At 33.8% G+C, this 23,544-nt stretch carries 18 protein-coding genes and 1 pseudogene; 3 read left to right on the forward strand and 16 right to left on the reverse strand.

The window, feature by feature from the left end:
• Window positions 1-87 precede the first annotated feature (87 nt).
• From EJN90_RS01925 to EJN90_RS01940, 4 genes are all read right to left on the reverse strand, one after another.
• The gene (locus EJN90_RS01925; protein ID WP_164543971.1) at window positions 88-1,524 is read right to left on the reverse strand and encodes a methyl-accepting chemotaxis protein; all 1,437 of its coding nucleotides are present in this window, start codon (window positions 1,522-1,524) and stop codon (window positions 88-90) included.
• A gap of 127 nt (window positions 1,525-1,651) precedes the next feature.
• Window positions 1,652-2,068: a hypothetical protein gene (locus EJN90_RS01930; RefSeq protein WP_126108621.1), complete on the reverse strand. Its 417-nt coding sequence runs from the start codon at window positions 2,066-2,068 to the stop codon at window positions 1,652-1,654.
• A 154-nt stretch (window positions 2,069-2,222) separates the two neighbouring features.
• Window positions 2,223-3,107: an SDR family oxidoreductase gene (locus tag EJN90_RS01935; RefSeq protein ID WP_126108622.1), complete on the reverse strand. Its 885-nt coding sequence runs from the start codon at window positions 3,105-3,107 to the stop codon at window positions 2,223-2,225.
• Between the two features lie 92 nt (window positions 3,108-3,199).
• On the reverse strand, window positions 3,200-3,688 hold the full coding sequence (locus EJN90_RS01940; RefSeq protein WP_126108623.1) for an AI-2E family transporter: 489 nt from the start codon (window positions 3,686-3,688) through the stop codon (window positions 3,200-3,202).
• Window positions 3,689-3,952: 264 nt separating this feature from the next.
• Here EJN90_RS01940 and EJN90_RS01945 point away from each other — a divergent pair, with 264 nt between their 5' ends.
• Window positions 3,953-4,552, forward strand: a complete 600-nt coding sequence (locus EJN90_RS01945) for a YtxH domain-containing protein (protein WP_164543972.1) — start codon at window positions 3,953-3,955, stop codon at window positions 4,550-4,552.
• A 185-nt stretch (window positions 4,553-4,737) separates the two neighbouring features.
• Here EJN90_RS01945 and EJN90_RS01950 read toward each other — a convergent pair whose 3' ends face one another.
• Window positions 4,738-5,637 (reverse strand): ChbG/HpnK family deacetylase, encoded by a 900-nt coding sequence (locus tag EJN90_RS01950; RefSeq protein WP_164543973.1) that lies wholly within the window; start codon window positions 5,635-5,637, stop codon window positions 4,738-4,740.
• Between the two features lie 158 nt (window positions 5,638-5,795).
• Here EJN90_RS01950 and EJN90_RS01955 point away from each other — a divergent pair, with 158 nt between their 5' ends.
• Together EJN90_RS01955 and EJN90_RS01960 are read left to right on the forward strand one after the other, a co-directional pair.
• Entirely contained in the window at window positions 5,796-6,053 is a 258-nt protein-coding gene (locus EJN90_RS01955) for a hypothetical protein (RefSeq protein ID WP_126108626.1), read from the forward strand.
• An 87-nt stretch (window positions 6,054-6,140) separates the two neighbouring features.
• Window positions 6,141-6,824 carry a DUF554 domain-containing protein gene (locus EJN90_RS01960; RefSeq protein ID WP_126112201.1) on the forward strand — a complete coding sequence of 228 codons (684 nt, stop codon included), beginning with the start codon at window positions 6,141-6,143 and terminating at the stop codon, window positions 6,822-6,824.
• A gap of 27 nt (window positions 6,825-6,851) precedes the next feature.
• On the opposite strand, the gene EJN90_RS01965 is transcribed toward EJN90_RS01960, so the two are convergent.
• The 11 genes and pseudogenes from EJN90_RS01965 to EJN90_RS02015 all read right to left on the reverse strand — a co-directional run bounded on the left by EJN90_RS01965 (window position 6,852) and on the right by EJN90_RS02015 (window position 23,197).
• Window positions 6,852-8,759: a sialate O-acetylesterase gene (locus EJN90_RS01965; RefSeq protein ID WP_126108627.1), complete on the reverse strand. Its 1,908-nt coding sequence runs from the start codon at window positions 8,757-8,759 to the stop codon at window positions 6,852-6,854.
• Window positions 8,760-8,822: 63 nt separating this feature from the next.
• Window positions 8,823-9,683 carry a DUF975 family protein gene (locus EJN90_RS01970; protein WP_126108628.1) on the reverse strand — a complete coding sequence of 287 codons (861 nt, stop codon included), beginning with the start codon at window positions 9,681-9,683 and terminating at the stop codon, window positions 8,823-8,825.
• Between the two features lie 33 nt (window positions 9,684-9,716).
• Window positions 9,717-10,718, reverse strand: coding sequence for an endo-1,4-beta-xylanase (locus EJN90_RS01975; RefSeq protein WP_227872551.1), 1,002 nt, complete (start codon window positions 10,716-10,718; stop codon window positions 9,717-9,719).
• A gap of 72 nt (window positions 10,719-10,790) precedes the next feature.
• Complete coding sequence (locus EJN90_RS01980; RefSeq protein ID WP_126108629.1) at window positions 10,791-14,153, reverse strand: glycosyl hydrolase 115 family protein; 3,363 nt, start codon at window positions 14,151-14,153, stop codon at window positions 10,791-10,793.
• Window positions 14,154-14,271: 118 nt separating this feature from the next.
• Window positions 14,272-15,879 carry a glycoside hydrolase family 43 protein gene (locus EJN90_RS01985; RefSeq protein ID WP_126108630.1) on the reverse strand — a complete coding sequence of 536 codons (1,608 nt, stop codon included), beginning with the start codon at window positions 15,877-15,879 and terminating at the stop codon, window positions 14,272-14,274.
• A 77-nt stretch (window positions 15,880-15,956) separates the two neighbouring features.
• A complete protein-coding gene (locus tag EJN90_RS01990; protein WP_126108631.1) occupies window positions 15,957-16,640 on the reverse strand; it encodes a YesL family protein in 684 nt (227 codons plus the stop codon).
• Between the two features lie 442 nt (window positions 16,641-17,082).
• A pseudogene (locus tag EJN90_RS14160) lies at window positions 17,083-17,290 on the reverse strand (hypothetical protein); the annotation flags it as partial.
• A gap of 138 nt (window positions 17,291-17,428) precedes the next feature.
• Window positions 17,429-19,093, reverse strand: coding sequence for an ABC transporter substrate-binding protein (locus EJN90_RS02000; protein WP_126108632.1), 1,665 nt, complete (start codon window positions 19,091-19,093; stop codon window positions 17,429-17,431).
• A 197-nt stretch (window positions 19,094-19,290) separates the two neighbouring features.
• Entirely contained in the window at window positions 19,291-20,169 is an 879-nt protein-coding gene (locus tag EJN90_RS02005) for a carbohydrate ABC transporter permease (protein WP_126108633.1), read from the reverse strand.
• An 11-nt stretch (window positions 20,170-20,180) separates the two neighbouring features.
• Window positions 20,181-21,182, reverse strand: a complete 1,002-nt coding sequence (locus tag EJN90_RS02010; RefSeq protein ID WP_126108634.1) for an ABC transporter permease — start codon at window positions 21,180-21,182, stop codon at window positions 20,181-20,183.
• Between the two features lie 53 nt (window positions 21,183-21,235).
• On the reverse strand, window positions 21,236-23,197 hold the full coding sequence (locus EJN90_RS02015; protein ID WP_126108635.1) for an alpha-glucuronidase family glycosyl hydrolase: 1,962 nt from the start codon (window positions 23,195-23,197) through the stop codon (window positions 21,236-21,238).
• Window positions 23,198-23,544 lie beyond the last annotated feature (347 nt).

A 23,544-nucleotide genomic window follows, 5' to 3' on the forward strand; every position in this document is an offset into this window, starting at 1 on the left:
GAAAGTAAAACTTATAGTATTCTTCTCTATAATAAAAACAGTGAAAAACTTATTGAGTCCAAGTTTTTCACTGTTCTATTAAATAGCTTAAGGATGTGAGTATTGTACTTCTTCCACGATTTCGCTCGAAGCCTTCTTAATTTTTTCAATTACTTTCAAGCTGGCTTCTTCATTATCTTGAGTAATAAAGATGTCCGTTCTCTCTTTTAAATCATATGAAATTTCTTCCAGTTCACTAACATTAGAAGAAAATTCTTCCATAGTAGCCATGATTTCTTCTGCATTAGCAGATACTTCTTCAATACTTGCGGCATTATTTTCTGCAACCAGCAGAATCTCTTTGGTACTTTGCAACAAGAAGTTTTTCTTACCTTGCATCTCATTGGTCAGCTCAATGGCGTCCTTCATTTCGTTTGTCACCAGGACCACTTGATCAGAAACTGTTTTGGAGGAATCCAAAGTTGCTTTTATCGCCTGTGATTGAACTGCACCATTTTCAGATGTCTCTCGTACGTGTTCAACCATTTCTTTTGATTTTTGTTGAACAATACTAATAATCTCATTAATGTCTCCGGATGCCGTTGTACTTTGTTCTGCCAATTTCCGTACTTCTTCTGCGACAACCGCAAATCCTTTCCCTTGTTCTCCTGCATGAGCCGCTTCAATTGACGCATTTAACGCAAGTAGGTTCGTTTGATCTGAAATATCACTGATAACGTGGGTCATCACTTGGACTTTTTGAACATACTCATTCACTTCAAAGATGCTATCCATAAGCACTTTTAGTGTCTCATTTGATTTTTGTCCATTCATGTCAATATCAGCCATCTGTTTTTGGTTCACTGAATTGGCTTCGTTTGTTTCCTCCATATAACTACCAATTCTATGAAGCAATTCATCAATTTGGTTAAAATAATTCGATAGAATTTTTATGTCTTCGGCCATTTGTTTGGTTTCAATCGTTTGAATATATGTTTCCTCTGCGATCGAGACAATCGTATTTGATACATCTTCTGTTGATTTACTTGTTTGCTTTGATATTTCTGATAATTCTGTTGCCATCAAAGACGCTTTATTTGCTTGATCTTGAATACGACCTACCGTGTTTTTAAAACTAATTATCATATCCGAGAATGCACTAGTAATATTTTCAAATTCATTTGCATCAGTATAGAATTTAGAGGATTCTACTTTTGAAGTTAATTTCACAAATTCGCTCATGCTGTATTGAGTAGTCAAATCTCCTTCACGAACACGTAAAAAACTACCAAGAAACATATTTACAATTGTTTGAATAAACTTATTCACTTTTTGATAAATAAAGAAACTGATAATCATTCCAAGAACAATAATTAATACTGTCCCCAAAATAATTTGATTGGTATTTCCTAATTCTTGGTTAACATATTTTTCAGTAAAATAAACCATCAAGGCAGGCAAAACTATTACCCAGAATAAATATAATAAAATCTTTCCACTCATGCTTTTTTGAAGATGTTTTTTCTTTTTTACTTTTTCGCCCATGTGTTTCTTCCTCCTCATTCTTCCCATCTGATATCTGAAAAGCCTTACTTTATCAATCGGTATTATCAGGAATAAATTAAGAGGAAAAAAGACTAAAACTTTTTATCGTTTTAGCCTTGAGTTGTTTCTATTTTTTACGATACATTTCTTCTGCTTCTTGACGAGCATCCACTGCTTCTTCTAATGTATCGAAAGTTCCAAGATGTTTTGTCTTGCCATCCACACTGATATTTGCTTTATATCTTGTACCACTTTTTAGCTCTACTTTGCTTACGCCTACGTGACCAGTTCCGTTGGCTGCTTTTTTTGCTGGAGCTTTTTTGACTTGCATCTTTTTAGCTGGTTCTTTCTTTTCAGTAATAGCTGTTGCTTCATGACCGCAACTTGTTACTTTTTGATTTTTCAAGTCTGCTTGTTTTACCACGATTGTATTTCCACAAACACATTCACAAGTCCAAAAGCGACCTTTTTCCTTTGATTCAGCTTTTCCAATAACTGTTAAATCACCGAATTGTCTTCCTGTTAAGTCAATTCTCTTTTTCATATACAAATTACCTCTTTCTACCATTACATACGACCCCTCAAGCGAGTCAACATTTTTCATTATACTGAAAAGCTAAACCTTTGGCAAACCCTCAATAAAAGTAATTAAAAAACGAACCGAAAATCGTTGCTTTCAGTTCGTTTTTCAACTACTTTTACAAAATGTCTTTCACTTTATTCACTATTCCTTCAACAGCTGTGGTTCCTGGTTCAATGTCGAAAGATTTTTGTACAAGCTCATGACGTTCTCCCAATGACTCGTCTGTTTTTCTATCCCATAATTCTTTTTGTCTCTTTTTAATCATTGATACCATTGCTTTCGGGATGACATTCCGATAATTATTCTCATCTCCTGTCAATACTTTTATAGATGCTTTGATAACTGGCTCAGGATCAAATTGTTCATAAGGAAACGCTAATTTTTCATAATCAAAAATTCTCTCTGCTGGATTATCCTGCCATCTTTTCCAAGCTTCAAATTCCCGGTCATTGAAACCTGTTAAAAAAGGCCCCGGATTAATCGTGGCTACTTCTACATTAAATTCCTGCAATTCTTTGCTGAGCGATTCAGCAAAAGCTTCCAAAGCAAATTTTGATCCACCATAAGGTCCAGATAATGGATCTGCCATTAATCCAGAAACTGAAGACATGAAAACAATTTTTCCTCTTTGTTTTTTTACCATAGATTTAGCAATTTGTTGAGTTAATAACATTGGTCCAAACACATTTACTTCAAATTGGTTACGCAACTGTTTTTCAGGAATATCTACTAATGATCCACCTTCAGAAATACCCGCGTTATTCAAAAGAACATCTATGTCCCATGACCAAGCACGTTCTCGATCCTCAGGACTAGTGACATCCAGCTTTTCAATCTGTAATTTTAGCTTTTTCTCATCTGCTTCTTTTTCCAACGCTGAGACTTCCGACATCGTTTCAACACCGGCAATTACTTTCTTTCCGAGCTCTGCCAAACCAAATGCAATGCCTTTTCCAAAACCAGTTCCTGCTCCGGTAATCAAATAAGTTTCTTGTACCATCTGTATTTCCTCCTATATTTTTTTGTTTTACACTCTTCTTATAGAAATTATAATGGTACAAGAAAACGAATAGCCATTAATATGGTTAAGTTTTATATTTCATAGTCTTTTTTTTCAAAAGCTTTCACTTCTGTAATTGCTTTAATGACAACTGCAACAACCGCTCCCAACACTGCACCAATCGGTCCGAAAATTAGAACACAAACGATAGTTGAAAGAAAGGTATAAAGTGGACGAACACCAATAGATCGGCCTGTGATAATCGGTTCCGCAATCTGGCGGAAAACTACCAGCACAATGTAGACTAAACCAATTTGCCAGGCCCAGCTGGTATTCCCCAGAAAGAAATGAACGAGAGCCCATGGAATCATGATGATTCCACTTCCCAGTATCGGGATCATATCAACAAATGCAATTCCAATAGCCTTCCAGAACCAAAAGTCGACCCCCACCAGCCATAGTCCAACAGCCAAAATGATGGTGGCAATTCCAGCAAGTTTAAACGTTGCTTTCAAATAATTACCTAAACCTTTAGATACTGAATGGATTATTTCACGCATATAGTAACTGAATTTTTCCATTTTTATCCCACCTCCTAATCAAAATATCTTTAGAAAAGTATACAGCTTCCTCCTCTTTTTTCCATCGGTCTTGAGTAGGTATCTTCTGAGCGAAATAATTGTCTACTTAAATAAAATAGCCGTCAAAAGAGACCCAAAAGGCGTTTTGCTTTTGAAAACGGATTCTTTGTTATAAAGTATGTATATAGAAACTTCATGATCATGCAATGACGATGTACGTATCTCCTGTTAAGCGGAATGGAAAAAATTGAAAGGAGCTTAATAATGTCTCAATTAATGAAGATGATGGGAATGTCCAAGAATCATACACCTGAAGCAATAAAAATGGCAAAGGATTTTGGACCCAAAATTGCAAAAGCTGCCAAGGAACATATGCCAGATGCCGGCACTATGGCCAAAATGCATAAGAAAGCAGAAATAAAAGCTGCTAAAGGAGCCATGAAAGTAATGCCGGAAAAAGTGAAGAAGGTGGGAATAGCCAAAATGCTGATCTTGCCGGCAGCTAGTGCTGTCATCGCTCTACTCTTTGCACCAAAATCTGGTAAAGAACTTCGCTCTGACATTAAGAAAAGTGTAACTGGATGGAAAGATAAAGGTATGGATAAAGCACATGACTTAATGGACGAGGCCAAAGATGCATATAATGAAGCGATGCAAGAAGGTTCTTCTACGGTATCCATGCCTGATTCAGAACCAAGGTCACATTCTGAAGATCCATCAGCCGGCGTGGGAAATGTAAGAGGAACGATTTATGAACCACATGGTGATCAAACGATTCCAGAGGACAAGTTAGATGAAGCTTTAGAAGATATCGGTATTTCCTCTGATGAGGAATTAGTGAAAGAAGAAGAAAACCGGGACTAAAATAGTGATTAAATAGTCTTAGTATAAAAGGGAATGTTGCAAGATATAATTTAAATGTCAAATCCAGATTATCTCATTGATATAGATTGTCTGGAAACGTACCCAAGGCAACAGTAAAAATAGTTAGTAAGAAAAGAATAGAATAGACAGCGTCAAGGACTCAGTGGAGTCCTTCCGTCAGCTGTCTATTCTTTATTTTGAAAAACTGTTTTCCAAGAAACCAACTGAATCCTTTCTTCTTCAAGTGTTTTATGAAAATCTTGATCCATTAATAGTTGATACTCCCAAACCCTTTTCTGCCATCCAGGTAAAACAAAAAACTCACTGTCTGCTTTTGATGGATGTAAAAATAATTCCGTAATCCCATGAGGTAAATGTCTCAGCTCCTCCAAATAATATTCTTTTAAATGCTCATATGTTGGAATTTTTTCCATCGAAAAAGGATTTGAAAGAATTAAATCTGGTAGTTGCACACCTTTTATTTCTGCAAACTTAGTCCATTGACTGTGTATTTCGATGATTTCTTGAGACACAGCATGATCAATCATTTTTTCGAGTGCTTGTATTTGTTTGGGAAAACGGAAAGGCAATCGATGCGTTTCACAAAAATGAAAAGCAATACTTATAAATGTTTTTCCAGTTAAGCCGTAAAGCACTCCGCTATGACTATCTAAATGATCAAAAGTAATCCCTAATTTTTCGCCATAAGAGTATTGAGCCGCTATTTCAGAAATCACAGTGTCACTAGCAGATTTATTTAAAAATTCATCCATATCAGAATAAAAATAACCATCTTCGTCAATTAGATGAATAAAACCGTCTTTGTCAATTAAGGGAGTAGTTGAATCACTCGGAGCTGAACATCCCCATTTTTCGTTTTCCAGATCAGAAGTTAATGTAACATGTAAACCGACACTTAAATGAGGGATTCTTTTTATCCGTTCAACCGCGTCCAGAGCTGCTTTTCCAGGAATCATTAGTGAAACAGAGGTAATCTTTCCAAGACTAGCTAATTCTTCAATTGCTTCATTTGTTACCAGATCAATTCCAAAATCATCAGCTGTTATGATTAAATATTTTGTCATTTTACTCCCTTCCCCCATTCTTCATATCTTTACACTTATATTGTACGATAAAATAACGCTTTCACATATGGATAAGATAACATTTAACAAAAAAAATTAAGAACCATTGTCTGCTGTATCGGTGATTGGTATAATGCGGTAAAAAGAAGAGGTGTTTTATGGATATTCAAGATATTATAAAAAAAATAGAACGATTTAAGCAAAACTACCAAAGTTCTTCCTTTGATATTATCGTTAAAGAAGTGAAAGATGCTGAAGATTTATATGGAGATCTCTATATCGTCGCTGAAAACAATGATGGAGAAAGTAATACCGAATTACAAGCTGACGATTTATTATTGAGTATCGAAAACCCGTCAAAAAGTGACTTAACCGAATTACGCTCTATTGCTGCAGCATTAAAGGAGCTTGTTTAAACAAGCATTGACCATTTCACCCTAAATCACTATACTAAGCATTAATCGTTTTTTAATGTTGTGATAAGGAGTGAGTACGTGGTATTAATGGGTGCAATAGTAAATGGCGTAGCGATTTTCTTTGGTGGAGGAGTGGGTCTCCTTTTAAAAAAGGGTCTTTCAGAGCGAATCGGTACAGCTGTTATGAATGCATTAAGTTTATGTGTCTTATATATTGGTATTACCGGAATTTTAAATGGTGAAAATATTTTAATCGTTATTTTGTCTATGGTCATTGGTACTTTAATTGGTGAAGGCTTTGATTTGAACGAGAAAGTCAACAAGCTCGGCGCTTGGATTGAAGTGAAAATTTCTCCTCCTGCAGTTAATGGCGAAGTGTCTATTGCACAAGGATTTATTACAGCAAGTCTGGTTGTCTGTGTGGGGGCAATGGCGATTGTAGGCTCTTTACAAAGTGGATTAACTGCCGACCACGGCACCCTTTATGCAAAATCTTTAATCGATGGTATAGCAGCTATCATTATGGCATCGAGTCTAGGGTTTGGGGTCTTGCTTTCTGGAGTACTTGTCTTTCTTTATCAAGGTACGATTACCTTATGCGCAAGTGTACTCGCACCCTTATTAACTGAAACGGTTATTAATGAAATGACTTGTGTAGGATCATTATTAATTATTGGTTTAGCATTGAATATGCTAAAAATCACTGATTTAAAAGTAATGAACTTCGCACCAGCAGTATTTTTACCAATTATTTTGAGCTTGATTTTGTAAATCTATAAAAATAGCAGACACTAGCATTTATTTGCTAGCGTCTGCTATTTCCGTTAAAGAAAGTTTGAACGGTAAAATTGGCAATTCGCTGTTTTCTTCCAGCAAAATACCAGAAGGATTATTTCGCCATGCATAACGTATTTCTTGATACTCATCTTCATTATTGAACGAGACGATTATTTTATTCTGCTCGATAATTGAATTTACAGAGTGCCATTTATTATTTTTATCTAGCAATTCAATATCAACTTTTGTTCCATTTATGAGTTTTAACTGTTTTACTGATGGGCCAAAAGATAAAACATATTGATTTCCATATTTTTGAATTTCTTCTATTTCTGGATTTTTATGAGATGTTGGTATGGAATATATTTCATCCAAAGCCCAATTAGCTAGGCGGTTTCCAAGAGTTTTCTTATCAGGTGGATGTAGTTCGTTTTCTATACCAACATCTATCGCTGAAACCATCCCCGTATTATCTACGTCCCTACTGATTAAACTTTGTTGAAAACGCAATTCTGCCCACTTGCGATCATCAATAAGTACAGTTGGTTCCGTATAATTAGCTAATTGGATAAAATAAAACGGTAATTTTTCTCTCCATAAATTTCTCCAATCATTTATTAATGCTTCAAAATATTCTGCATATCTTGCTGGTTTTCCAGTATTTGATTCTCCTTGGTAAAATAAAAACCCTCGAACAGGATATTTTTTTAATGGGTAAATCATTGCATTATAAACTCCCGAAGGCTTATATTGAAAAAATGTAGTAGGTTCTATCGATTGCTTCATCTCTGCACCTATGCAATAGCTCCAACAATCATCAAAGGACAAGCGACAATTTTTAGATTTAATACCATAAAAGTTATTAGGTATAAAACCTCCTATTTTATTCACTACCTCTAGTCTCACGACTAAGATATTTTTCCCTTTTTTAAGAACATTTTTATCCAACTTGTATTTTCTAGGAGGATACCGATAATCTGTACGGCCTATACGAATGCCATTTATAAAAGTATCATCCGAATCAATCAATGTTCCCAACCAAAGTACTTTGTTTTCATCATGCAATAATTCATCTTCTATGAAGAATTCTTTTTTAAACCAAATTGATCCAGATATATTCTCCAAAGGAGTGTTATGAAACATTTGAGGGAGTTTAATACTTTTCCAATTGATATGATTTGAATCTGTCTCGTACCAAGGCTTATCTATGAAGCCTTTATCTAACGATGCTAATTTTTCATACCATTTTTTTGCTCTAAGTTCATCATTTCTTATCGTTTTTGCAACTTTTTCGGAATCTTTAAGAAACAAAAAATCCTCTTCGAATCCACCTAATTTTCGTAATGTATCTTCGCTTATCCAAGCTTCAATTGGAGTTCCTCCGACAGCAGTATGTAAAATTCCTATCGGAACACCCAGTTCTTCATACAATTTTTTTGCATAGAAAAACGCTAAAGCAGAAAAATTCTGAATATGTTTTTGAGTTGCGGATATCCATCTACCTTCAACAATTTCTTCTTGAGGATTTGTAAAATTATACGTCATTGGAACTTGAAATTGTCTTATAAGTGGGTAGTTTGCTTCATCAATTTCTTTTCTATATGAATCATATACTCTATGGATTGGAAGTTCCATATTGGACTGACCACCAGCAAGCCAGACTTCACCTATGTAGATATCATCAATCGTTTTACTAGAACTCCCATTTATTTGGAGTCGATAGGGACCCCCATGCTGATGTTTACCCAATTGAATTTCCCAATAGCCATTTGCTCTACTGATTGTGTGATGTATTTTTCCTTTAAACGAAACTGATATTCTCATTAAAGGTAAATCTTTTCCCCAAATTAATAAAGGTTTTTCCATTTGTAAAACCATGCCTTCACTAAAAAAGTTAGACATGTTCAATATTACCTCTTTATTTTGCATACATATATTCCTCTTTTCAGAACATCATAAATGTATTTTACTCATTAAATTAGACTGCTTTTCTTATTTTTTTACTAACTTTTGTTCATAAGAATCTCTATTGTCATTTATTTTTAACAAGAATTCCTCATTCATAATTGCCTTATAAAAAACTTGTTTTGCAGTTGCTTTAAATGGTTCAACATAAAATGAGCAGAGAAACATCACTGATCCAAACATGGTTAAAATACCTAGCGCTAAACCAAACACAATTGAAATACCATCAGCGCCCATATCAAAACCAACTTGTACATTCGACCAGTTTGCCCAAATAAATAATACATATAAAATAGTCGGGATAAAGTACCATAATATATACGACAATTGTAGTACTAAAAATACTCGTTTATATCCTTTCATTTTTTGGACACTTATTTTTAGCGTTTCTATTATTTTCATCTCAGGATTCTCTTTTAGTACATTGATTGCTTGAGAATATTCATATCCTTTTATAATTCCTGGAATAATAAATAACATACTCCACAACATTATTAAGGTTGTGCGCATCAAAATTAATTGACATGTTTTCCAAAACACTTTATTGTCTAATACTTGGAAAATAGATTTAATCGAGAAATCTTTATTATTGATAATATCTAAAGCTAACCAACGATAACTCGTGCGAAGAATCCCAAAAGAAAAAAAGATAATCATTAAAAATAATAGCAGGAGAAAATTTTCGGAAATCAATGACACATAATCTATTGTTCCTCCATTAAAAAATAACGAATTGAACAGAATAGCATTATTCTGATTACTCACACTAAGTAATATTTGAGATAATATTGTTGGTATGAAAAAAGTCATCACATATCCAACCATTGCTAGTAACCAGTTTCCTTTTAATTTTAGTAACGCTTCTTCTCTAATATTTTTTACCGACATCTTTTCTCCTCCAATAGATATTCTCGCCTCTTATTAATCAAAAAAATCTGTAATGCTTTCAAAACTCTTTTTAGGCTTACCGTCTTTGTCAAAAACAAGGGGCCAGTTTTTCCGGTCTTTTACTGGGAAATCACTTAACCAAGTGTATCTGTCTGATACTCCCCAAAAGGTAACACTCTCAATATGCTCGCTGTATTCTCTAAATAGCTTGAATACATTTTCATATTTTTCAGCCTGTATTTCTAACATTTGATTAGTCGGTTGAACTAAATCCGTTCTTGTATCTTCAAAATCAAATACAGAAATATCCATTTCAGTTATTTCAAGCTTGAGACCTAGCGAGGCATATCTTTCAATCGCCTTCCGTATATCTTCAATAGAAGGATTGTTTAAATTCCAATGTCCCTGAAGACCAATCCCATCTATTGGAACTCCTCTCGCTACCAATCCTTCTACAAGTTTGTATATTTTTTCTCTTTTTTCAGGATGTGATTCGTTATAGTCATTATAATATAAATTACTGACTGGATTTGCTTCTTTTGCAAAATAAAAGGCTTTATCAATAAAATCTTCTCCGATAATCTCTAGCCAAGGAGATTTGCGCAATAAGAAATTACCGTGATCTTCCACAGCTTCATTTACAACATCCCATGAATAAAACGGGTCTTTAAAATGTTCCATCACAGTCTTTATATGCTCTTGTAGTCTGTTTAGAAGAACTTCTCTTGTTACAAGAGAACCGCTTTCATTTTCAAAAACCCATCGTGGAGTCTGATTATGCCATACTAAAGTATGTCCACGCATTTCAATATTATGTTGTTTTGCGAAATCAACAATAGAATCAGCAGCTTCAAATGTATATTCATTTTCTCTGGGATGAAGAAGTTCAAACTTCATTTCATTTTCAGCAGTTATACTATTAAAATGAGTACTAATTAAATCTTTATCTTCTAAAACTGTTTTAGTATTTACTGCTGCTCCTATTCTAAAATAGTCTTTATATACTTCGTGTAATGTCATTTTTTTATTGGCCACGTATTTTCATCCTTTCTTTACTGATTATGATTTTATTTTTACAACTCAACGGGAATATTCCCATCAGTAGCTCTAGTTATTAATTTTGAAATAAAAATGTTGTTTTCTCGAAGATTTATCTGTCTCCCATTCAACTTCTAGTTTGTATTCTCCTTTTTGGATAGAATCTTCGAAGCACTTATTTAACATCTCTTTTCCTTCTTTTTCTATTACACCAATTATACAATCTTCGCCAATTAGCTGTTTTTTTTCATTCAGTAGACGATATTTTATTTTATAGGAATGGGAATACTGATCAATATTCAAAAATCCTAACTGAACAATTATTTCTTCTGACGATCGGAGCGAAGGCCGAATGACCAATCTATCTTCATCTATCAGTTCAATGGATAATGAATGACTTCTCGATTCTGCCCAATTTTGATATGCTATTTTATGATATCCTGAAGTTAAATGATAGATTACTTCGTCTGTATCTTTTTGTTTTAAAAGTGGAATAGAATCAATCAACATTTCACCGGTTAGACCATCAAATCGATATAATCCTGATTTTTCTGCAAATATACGAATCTCTCTTTCAGCAAATGCTACATTACCAGGTACGATATTATAGTCAGCAATTTCAGTGAACGAAATCGGAGAATAGTCTTTACCCACTTGTGGTGTTTCAGGTGGCCCAAGATATGATGGTTGCAAGCCTCCTAGATCCAAGATGATTTTTTGTATAATTACTTGTGGATCAACCATTGCTACTTTTATTACATGGTTACCTGCTTCACTACTATCCAAAGTAACTTTTAATTCTCGAATGTTATAAATCACACTTTTTTCCCAGTCTGATTCGTGGAAACTACCATTTTTTCCATACTGGACTGCATCAATAATTTGGAACTCCTCCTCATCAATTGTCACTCCTAGACGTAACCCTCTTTCAGGTGTGAAATCGAGTGATGGCGCTACGAATATTGTTGCTGTATATTTTCCTGCAGATGGAAAATATACGTCATATTCCAAAATTGGAGCTTCAGAAATTGAATATTCTTTATCCGTTTTTACTGGAAAGATTCCCATAGAAGACATTGTTCGTCCATATTTCGGAATTGTTTCCCAGCTGTGATACTTCGTATCTTTTTTTCGTGAATAATGCTCCGCTTCAATTGATATGACCCCGTCTACAGGAACAAATCCTTTCATTTGATTAATTTTATCGGAAGAAGGATTATAAACTGAAATTCTTAATTTTTCTTTTAATGGAGTTCCTAATTGATAAATGACTACAGTACCTTTAACATTCTCTCCGTTTGGTACTTTCTTCCAATCAATGGAGAATGTAATACGAACTTGATTAATCACTTTAGTAGTTATTAAAGAAGGTTGAATCCATTCATCTTGACTTTCTATTTTAATTTCAATCGGCTCTTTCCCTTTATTATAAATATCAACAGCCATTTCTCTCTTCGTAAATACATTAGTCGTTAAATTTCCAACCACATTAACATCCATTTCACCTTTATCTTTTCTATCATAACGAGTAACTTCTGGCATGACCTGTTCTTCAGGTTGTTGCCAATAGGTGTATCCAATATGAATTTGATCCATCATGTGATTCCATTTTCCTAATGCTGTACGTTTGTTATAATCAAAAGCTAGCATTTTATCTTCTAGAAAGAGCAATTCTGCTTCCCTTGCTGCTACATTTGCGCTGCTTCTTTCTTTTTCTGAGTACAATTTACTTTTCTCAGCAAGTAAGTGAAGTTTCAATACGGTAAATGATGCTTTTGCTGGATAATAAGCAACTTGGAAGAATGTATCTTTTTTCTCTTCAGGAAGGTTATTCATTAATTCTTCCGCCAATTCAATGATTTCTTCGAATTCATTTAATATTCGTTCTGCTTCTTGATAGTGTTGATGGCTATATAGTTCAACTCCATTTAACATTTCAGGCTTTATTCTTCCATTTTGTTTAGAATAACCATGTATAATCTTTGCTACTCTTAAACCAAACTCTTCACCAAAATAATAATTTGCCCAATCAACACTATAATCCCATAATGAATCTTTGGAGAAATCATCCACATTCCACGCCATACGCAAGAAAAATTCCATTTGAAATTCCATCGGTTTTAAATCGCCAACATTCAAAATCCATATTTTAGTAGCATTATATGCGTACGATTTATGCATTTGTTCCCAAATCTTTTCAATTGGAACGGTATTTACCCATTTATAATTACGTGGTCCTCCTACATAATCAAGGTGGTAGTATATACCTGCTCCACCTTTTCTACTCTGCTCCGATTCAGTTGGCAATCTACGTATATTTCCAAAATTATCATCACCCCATAATAACGTAACATCGTCAGGAACAGTCATTCCGGCATCATAATAATCTTTCACTTCTTTATAGAGAGCCCATAATTGAGGAACCTCTTCCAGCTTCTTATCATTGTGAGTCTCTTTAATAATTTTTCGTTGATCTTCTACAATTTTTTCAAGTAACTGACTTTTTTCTTCAAAAGTCAGATTTCCCTCCATTGCTTCATCACCATCTCCTCGCATCCCTAGATTGATGATAGTTTCATAATTTTTACTTCTTTCGATACCTTCTCTCCAGAAATCATAAAGATAGTCCCTGTTTGTATGATAATCCCATGGTCCTTTTTTATGTTTCTTCCAGTCACCATGAGGACGGTTCATCGGTTCGTGATGGGAAGTTCCAATAACAACACCATATCGATTTGCCGTTACAATATTTTTCTCATCATCTTCATAGAAAGTACTATCCCACATTGCTGGCCAATGATAGTTAGCCTTTAATCGTAAAGTTAACTCAAAAATTTTTTCATAGAATTCATGAGTAAAATCAGGATAGTTTTTCCGTACCCATGTCATTAAAGATGGTCCCTCATCATTCAAAAAGAAGCCTCTATATTGAACAGAAGGTTCTCCTTGGAAATAGCTTCCTTTTTTTACATATACTTCTGAACGAGATAAAATTGGAACATCCATCCACCAATACCATGGAGAAACCCCCATCTTTTCCACTAAGTCATAAATTCCATAAATAGCTCCTCGATTGTCACTTCCTACAATTACAAGTATTTCTTCAAATTGCGGAACTTTGATCGTCTGGATTAAAAATGACTCCCATTTCCCTTTTAGATTTTCTAAATCAACTTTCGAAATTAATTTTTCTAGCCAATCATCAGTACCTAACGTACCAATTACAATCGCCTTTTCCTTTTTTGGTAAAGAGTTTTTTAATTCTGGTTGACGAGAAGTTACTTTAAAAATATCTTTTTGTAAATCTTGAATTGCTCTTTTAACGCTTTCATGTTCATTTTCCGAATAATGTATTTTTGTCGCTCCATCCTGGTTGACTACTGGAAAAGTATCTTCAACAAATTCAAATGTAATATATTTGGGTCCAAACAATGGATAACCCTCCGTTCATAGTTTTCTTATCGTTTGATAAAAACAAAAGGACTGAGACATAATCCTCAATCCTTCTTTTGTTCATCTTCCTCCTACAATGGTTCAATAATCATCATTCCTACATTTCTTTATATCTGAAATAATCAAAGTCGGCATGCTTACGTCTGCCAGAAGTATCAATACAACTCATACCTACAAATGCTCCTGTAAAAAATCCAGCTTGTTCAATATAATCATCTGACAGTTTATAGGAGTCAAATCTAACTTCAATTTTATGCCATGTCTCTCCATCAAATGAATATGAGTATTGATAGAACTTCTTGTTTACATTTACTTTTAAATACACTTCTTCTACGCCTTCCGGAACACTGATTTCATTTCCTGCAATTGGACGTGTCGTAATGAATTTTTCACAATTTACTAAATCCAGTACTTTTCCTTTTTGCTCATTCCAAGTTAAATGTAGACTTGTCCAGTTGCGGGTATTGTAGTAACACACTAATCCGGCTTGTTGCTGGAAGCTTTCTGGATTAAATTCTACTTTTGTCTCTGCTTCAAATTCAAAACTTTGCCATCTTCTTGCTACGAATGATTGTGTGAACAATGAATGGAAAGATTCTCTTCCATATAAACGTAAGTACCCTGAGCGATCTTCTAAAGAACCAATATCTTCATTGAAAGGTATACGTAATGTTTGGAAATGAATATTTAAATTTGCTGAATCAAAATCGTCTTTTTCCAGATAATTTGTTTCCCATTTTTGTTCTGGTAAATCAGGAGCTTCTATTTCTAAACTTGGTTTATTTCCTCCTAATACGTATGGCCAATCATTTTCCCAATATAATTTTTGTAGAGCTGTTTCGCGGCCTAAAGGACAAAACCCTCTTCCTTGTGCTAATTTCATATCTTCTGGTCTAATAGGCCTACCTGTCAAATGTGCTAAATACCACTCACCATTTTGTGTTTCTACAATTGATGCATGTCCCGCTTTTTGTAGCTCAATATCTGGATAGGGATAAGAAGTTATTAATGGATTACCAGGATGTACCTCATACGGTCCTCTTAAATCCTTTGATCGAGCGATTGTAGCTTGATGTTCATACTTCGTCCCACCTTCAGCAGTCAATAAATAATAATAGCCATTCATTTTATAAAGATGAGGTGCTTCTACAAGTCCCCACTCAGTGCCTTTGAAAATTATTTCAGGATTTCCAATTAATTTTTTTTCAGTATGATCATACTCTTGTAGTACAATACCGTAAAATTGATGATTACCTACTCGAGGATCCCATAACATATTAATTAAATACTTTCTTCCATCTTCATCGTGAAAGAGTGATGGATCAAATCCTGATCCATTTAAATAAATGGGTCTACTCCATTCACCGTCAATGGTGTCACAAGTTGTTAAGTAGTTATAGCCATCTTTCCAGGTATTTCCTTCTACAACCTTCACATCAGAATAGATTAACCAGAATTTACCGTCTTGATAACTTAGTTGTGGAGCCCATACTCCTCCAGAATCTGGATTTCCTCTCATATCTAATAAATCAGTTGTATTTAAAGGTTGACTTACTAATTGCCAATTAACCAAATCTTTTGAATGATGAATTTGTACTCCCGGGAACCATTCAAATGTTGATGTTGCAATATAGTAATCTTCTCCAACTCTACACATACTTGGATCTGGATTAAAACCTTTTAAAATCGGATTCATAATTTTCATTTTTCATATTCTCCTTTTAAAATAATTATTAATTTTACAAGAACAATAAAACTGATCAGAAATTCTATATGATTTTTTTATCCTAATGTATACTTCTCTCTTATTTCTTTTATGATTGAATAATTATAATTAACAAGGAAGTATACTAATAAACTACAAATAAATAGCAATATCAATTCTGAAATATAAAACACTAAAACAAATAAAGTAAATAAAGTAGCAAGATTTCCAAAAGTTATTTTTATTTTGGTTAAGCTATAAAATGCTCCTAGCTTTAACAAGTCTTTTATTTTAAATTTAAATTTAATATTAATCATGAAGGTTGGGATCATATATAAAATCACTAAAATCGTTAAAAACAAGAAGAAAAAGAAACCTAGAGAACTGCCTGATTCATAAAAATAAAATACATCCGTAAATAATATTAGTAGAATAAATAAAAAGGGAATCCAAATTTTTAAAGAATCAAAAAAATTCTTTTTATAGTAAGTTACAAAATCTTTAATCGGCGTAGAAAAATCATCAATCTCAATTATTTTAAAGGTAGAACCAATTATTGCTGCAAGCGCTGGTCCTGAAGGTATAATACTAAGTAAATAGAGTGAAATATTTGAAAAACTTTTCTCTAAAAATAAAATAAAAATAAAAAACAAACTATTGCTTAATAAAAATATTATATTTATACCAAAAAACCAGTATATATTTTGAGTTATTTTATATAATTTCCCACTCCCAAATTCTTGTTTTTGTTCTTCTCCCATCTCTCTTCCCCCTTTTCTTTATTAATAGCGCATCAATCGAGAATCACCTAATCCTTCATAGATTTGTTTTTCTTCTTCTACAAACCAGATTTCATATAAACTAATTTCATTTTTTCTAACATTATATTTAATTCAAGCTTATTATCTTTCACCGCTGTATTTGTATACTTTTTTATAGGTTTATCAGTTCTTTTGAAGGAAATCATGATCACTCAAGCGTTCCCATGTTCTTCTTTCACAATACTCTTATTAATAAATACTTTCTTTGCATTGATTTGATTTGATGAAATGCCATGAGTCCAAAACCACCATGAGAAATACTGTTTGATATATCTTCTTAGAATTCATCTGAAATTAACCAGTATGAGAAAGAATCAACATAGTCACTGCCCAAACTTAAATTCTTTGCTTGGAGCTATATCTTGATAAACGGTAAGGAGAATTAACACCAAAATACAGTCTGTTTTCCAGAAGCGAGATGTTCAAAAATAAATACTAATCCAATAAATTGCTTTAACCCTAAATTCAAAAAAGAATCAAAAATATGATCTACGCATGTATTTAAATCCAATATCTTTTTGGACGACTGCCAATGCATCCATGTATTCTTTTCTCAACGCAAGGCTTAACCTGCCTGTGCCAATACAGTGTTTCCAGTTTTCATCCTGCTTTCATTAACAAAAATGTTCCTGTTCACTATAATTTCTCCTAATCGTAAATATAGGGCTGCCTTCACAATATGGAAGGCAGCCCAATCATATTTACAACTTTATCACTGCCTAATTCGACTAATTATTTTCTTTATAACTATTATATGCTTCATTAACGACATCCAAGTACTGTTGCAATCCTTGTCCTTCTAATTCAGAAATAAACGCATCGTATTCATCCATTGAACGTTGTCCTGTAATAAATTGCAACGTAGCTGTATCAGCAGAATCCTTTAGAGGTGTCCCAAGTAGAGTTAGTTGCTCGCGAGCTGCCTCTGGAATTGGCCATGGTGGTCCTGGTTCAGTAACTTCTCGGCTTTCATTCGTTGCATTTTGGAATGCAACTTCTTCCTCATCCATAATTGACTGTACTAACTCTGTTTTTCCACCATAAGCAAATACTCCACCAGAGAAACCAAAGTCAATTTGAAGATGTTTTTCATCGCCAGTTGGGTTTGGATTCAATCCTAGATAATCTACACCTTCAGCAGGTATAATTTTCCCTTCGTCATCATAAACGAATGTTTCTCCTTCAACTCCCCACTTGGCAAATAGTTGTCCTTCATCGCTATACCATAGCCAGTCAACAAATTGCATTAATGCTTCAAAGTCATCACGTTCTAATGCTTTTGCGCTAATCATACGACCACTTTCCGTTCTAAGTCCACCTACCAAAGCTCCCGCTGGTCCTTCTGGGTTAACAATTTTTTGAACAGTAAAGTTATCTGCACCTAAAGTTTCATTCATAGTTTCACGCATTTGGATAACAGTTTGAGAGTTCGCGCTAATGACAGCAGATTTACCGGTAGTAAATACTTGAACTGCTTGTTCATCATCTTGCGTCCAGCTCTCAGGATCCATCAATCCTTGTTCTACAAGTCCAGCAAAATACTCTACCATTGTTTTATATTCATCGGTTGTTGGTGCGTATACATAAGCATCGGCTTCTTTATCGAATTGAACTCCTTGTCCGAATCCCCAACCGCCAATTGTTCCAAATGACGCCGCCGCAAAATTTAATAATGCTTGTCCTTGCCAGCGGTCTGAGAAAGGAACCATGCCAGTCTCCTCTTTAATTTTTGCTAAAGCTTCTTCTAATTCATCCCAAGAATTCGGATATTCAATGTTTAAGTCATCAAAAATATCAGTCCGTAAACCAAGTGAGTAGTCATGTTTTACTGTCTCGTGAAGACCAGGTAAAACATAATATTTTCCATCTTCTTGTCGTAGACCATCTAGCTCTGCATCCAACCCCCATTCTTCAACTTTTTGAGTATAATGAGGCATCAAATACGTATAATCGCTTACCGCTAGTATTGCACCAGAAGAGACAAATGCTTGCTCTTCCCCTGGATAAGTTTTTTCAATGATTAACGGTGCATCTCCGGCACTAATAAGTAAACTTCTTTTTTGTGCATAATCACTCATTGGAATTACAACCGGATCTAAGGTTACATTTGTTGTTTCAGTTAGTTTCGACCAGAATAGCCAGTCATCATTGATTGGATAATTTGGATGGTCACTGTAAGCAATAGAAAAGTTCAAAGGTTCAGTTGCAGCAAATGTATCTCCTGCTTCGTAACTTTCCATCGCACCTTTCGAACCTAAATCCTCACTTGTTTCTGTTCCGCCTCCATCATTATCAGAACCAGCCTCTCCTGATTCTCCTCCACACGCTACTAATAAAGTTGCTGCGCTAACTGATATACCTGCTAAAATCATTTTCTTTAATTTAGAATTCATGGTTGTCCTCCTGCTAATATTTAATAAAATATTTTTAAAAATAATAGAATCTAAATTTTTTCTGACAACTTTCATTCTCTTCCATTCATCCTCCTTTCTAGTTATCAGAAATTATTGCATTTATTAAATATAAAGTAGTGCTTATACATCTCTACTTTAAATTCATAAGAACAAATTTATACCTGAAGTTAAAATAGTTATTCTTTAACTGAGCCCAACATGATACCGTGTACAAAGTATTTTTGCACAAACGGATAAACAGTAATAATTGGCAACACAGTTAACACCATGGTAACTGACTTAATATTGGAAGCAATTTGAGTTTGATTGTCAGATGCAGCTTGACCCACATCTGACATTCCCATTGCTCCAGAAATCATATTTCTTAAATATAATGTTACGGGAAACAAATCTTTATTGTTCAGATACAAGAATGCTTGGAACCATGAATTCCAATAAGCAACCGCATAAAACAAGATCATCGTTGCTAAAATTGGTTTACTTAACGGTAGAATGATGCTTCGTATGATTCCATACGTTGACATACCATCAATCGCGGCTGCCTCTTCTAATGAATCTGGTAGATTTTCAAAAAAAGATTTCATTATTAACATATTGTAAATACTTAAAGCTCCTGGCAGTACCACCGACCAAATCGTGTTTGTTATTCCTAACGTATTATTATAAAGAATATAGGTAGGAATCATTCCGCCACTAAAAAACATTGTAAATACAGAGAAACCAATAAAGAAACCTCTTCCTTTCAAACGTCTTTTAGATAGTACATAAGATAGCATAGTAGTTAGAACCATTGCGATTGCGGTCCCCAATATAGTATATAAAATGGTGTTACGATAATTCAGCCAAAAAGTGCGATCTCCAAAAATTACTTCATACGTTTCTGTATTAAATCCTTTCGGTATTAAAAATACTTGACCTGCATTTATATAAGCCTCGCTACTAAAAGATTGTGCTACAACGTTCATAAATGGTGTTAATGTAACGAAGACAATTACTGCAAGAAGAAAATAATTAAATATCTTAAAAACTTTATACGCTTTTGTTTCACTTAACATTTCTCCACCCCTTACCAAAGACTTCTGTCAGTAACTTTTTTAGAAATCATATTTGCAGACATGACTAATACAAAACCAATGATTGCTTGGAATAAGCCAATAGCAGTAGAATAACTAAAGTTATTAGATATTAAGCCAATTCTATACAAATAAGTAGAAACAACATCTGATGTTGCATAATTAAGTGGATTGTAGAGTAATAAAATCTTTTCAAATCCTACATTCATAAAGCTACCGATGTTTAATATTAGTAGTGTTACAACTGTAGGTAGAATACCCGGTATTGTCACATGCCATGTCTGTCTTAACCTTCCAGCGCCATCAATCGCTGCTGCCTCATATAAATTTGGATCAATATTAGTTAATGCAGCAAGGTATAAAATTGCTCCCCAACCTGTTCTTTGCCAAACTTCTGATCCAACATATATTGTTCTGAACCAATCAGCACTCTGCATAAATATAATTTTTTCCCCTGTAATCATTTCAATAAGCTGATTTACAATCCCATTGGAAGCGAGTATTTCCATTATCATCCCTGCTACAATAACTGTTGAAATAAAATGTGGTAAATAGGAAGCAGTTTGCACAAATTTTTTAAATTTATTAATCTTCACTTCATTAAGTAATATCGCAAAAATAATTGGTAGTGGAAAATTAAATAATAAAGTAAGTCCACCTAACATTAATGTATTCTTAAAAACGCGCCAAAAAGTTGGATCATTAATAAACATTCTTACATAATGCAGACCAACGAACTCCTCACCAAACATACTTCCACCAGGAACGAACTTTCTAAAAGCGATTACATTTCCGATCATTGGTAAATATTGAAATATAATTAAATAAGCAATAGGCAATATTAAAAGAGAATAAAGCTGCCAATCTTTTTTCAATGCTTTAACAGTGGAACTAAATCTATCTCCCTGCTTCTTTTTTTTGTTTTCTTTCTCTTGTTGCGAGGTAATAAAACCAGTTTCGGGTTGGTCCTTCAAGCGATCAATTTCTTGGTCCATACCGTTTCCTCCTCTTTGTCAAATTATAAAAATACTCAAGAGAGCTTTTTTTATTAAGAATATATTGTTCTGCCCTTTTTATCTTGTATTCCTGCTTTTCTATAATAGTATGTATTAATTTGATCTCTCCACTCTCGAGCAGATTGAAGTTGTTCTTTGATTCTTTCCTTCACATTCAAATACGTAGTCTCATCAACCTCATTTTTCAACGATTTCCACTTAACTTGGTATCGTTCTACTTCTTCATATCCTTCAAAATGTGTGTCATAAATATGTTGTATAATTGTTTTGCCACTTTTTAATTGATAATTATAGGGTAGGTGATGGAAAAATAAAAGCAGTTCTTCTGGACAGGTAGCAACATCTTCATACTGTTCAAAAACTTCATCATGGTATTGTCGAGTATATCCTGTTCCTGTTGCCACCGTACGATCAACACCTAGACCCTTACTGTCCGAAAAATGATAAGTTCCCCACATTGAGTACTCATAACCATCAATATTAGGACCATAATGATGTCCTGGTTCAACCATCCAGCCGATTCCTAATGGAGATGTATACTTTTCATATGTATCCCATGAATTTAACATCATAGATTTCAAAATCTCTTTTCCATTAGAAGATAATTCAAATGTTCCGTTCATCCATTCTTCCAAAATACTATCCGATGATAAAGATGGATCCCATATTAATCTTCCATATCCGAATAGGTTTGCTTGTGCTAATTTATGTCCTGTCCAATTCTCATCTCTACCTACATTTACAACAGCAGTTATTCCATTATTTTTCTGTTTAGCTGGGTATTCTTTTAATACCTTTTGGACAGTCGATCCTTTTCCCTTCATCCATGTATCAAAATCCAATACTTCTTTCCACTGTGGTACAAGATAAAAAATATGTTTCTGTTGGCCAGTATATTCTTGTGTAATCTGGAATTCTAGTACTTGATTAGTTTCTTTTAAAGCCCCAAACAAAGGTGAAACCGCTTCACGCACTTGAAAATCCATAGGACCGTTTTTTATTTGCAGAATAACATTATCATTGAATTCTCCGTCTAGTTCATAGAAATGATCGTAAGCCGCCCTTGCTCTATCCGTTGTACGATCACGCCAATCTTGATGGTTGTTATATACAAAGCAGCGCCAGAAAACAATTCCATCATGTTTTTTTAATGCTCTACCAAGCATGTTTGCTCCATCAGCATGTGTCCTTCCATAGGTAAAGGGCCCTGGTCTATTTTCAGAATCTGCTTTTACAACAAACCCACCAAAATCTGGAATTACATCGTAAATATCTTTAGTTACTTTATTCCAAAACTCTTGTACTTCTTCGTTTAAAGGATCTGCAGTTTTCATATTTCCAATTTCTATTGGACTTGCAAAATTAATACTTAAAAACAATTTGATGTTGTATTTACGGAAAATAGATGCTAAGTGAGCGATTTCATTTAAGTATTTATCTGTTATAAAATAAGATTCTTCTTTGTGTACGTTTACATTGTTGATTGTTAGAGAATTAATCCCGATAGAAGCTAGCAATCTAGCGTATAATTCATTGTTTTCATCATCTCTTCTAAAAGAATTTTTTTCAAAAAATATTGATTTACCTGCATATCCTCGTTCGACAGAACCATCAAAATTATCCCAATGATTAATCATTCTAGTCTGATTTTCTGGTTCAGATAATATTTCTTCCTCTACAAATTTTGTTTTTTGAAACAATCTTATTAAATGGTATACACCATACAATAAACCTTTGTCAGAGCTCGATATAATTCTTACTTGCTTATTTTCAGCCGTAATTTTATATCCTTCCGGATGAATAGAAGATTCTTCTTTTACTTCTAAAATTAAAGAAGCCTCAGATTCTTCTACTAAAGAAATTTCAAAAAAATATGCAACTTCTTTTTTCAATGTTTCATGTAAACTAGTAGCATTCTTAATTATAAAATTATTAAAGGGATGATTCTTTAGCTTTTTCTTTTGTAACCAACAAAAATCCTTATGATATGACATTGCTTACATCTACTCCTTTTAAAATAAAATAGAAAATAAAAATATTCCACCCTATCTCTAAAACACAAGAGATAATCATTTGAACAGTTAATTTGTTCTATTAACTAACTAAATGATAATGCACACATTGACTATTGTCAAGAACTTTCAATAAACTATTCTTCATTTTAACTGTTACATATTTTGTATACTAAATTCTAAAAAACATTTTAAATTATGTTGACAAATAGCATAAAAAAACATACTAAGATTAGTAGGTAGAAACCCCGACGGGGGATTCTGCCTGCTATTTTCTTTTTTCGGGTATAGTAGTGGTGAAAGGAAGCTCGACCGAAGCCCCAGGGACT

The sequence above is a fragment of the Jeotgalibaca ciconiae genome, assembly GCF_003955755.1.
In the GTDB taxonomy this organism is placed as follows: domain Bacteria; phylum Bacillota; class Bacilli; order Lactobacillales; family Aerococcaceae; genus Jeotgalibaca; species Jeotgalibaca ciconiae.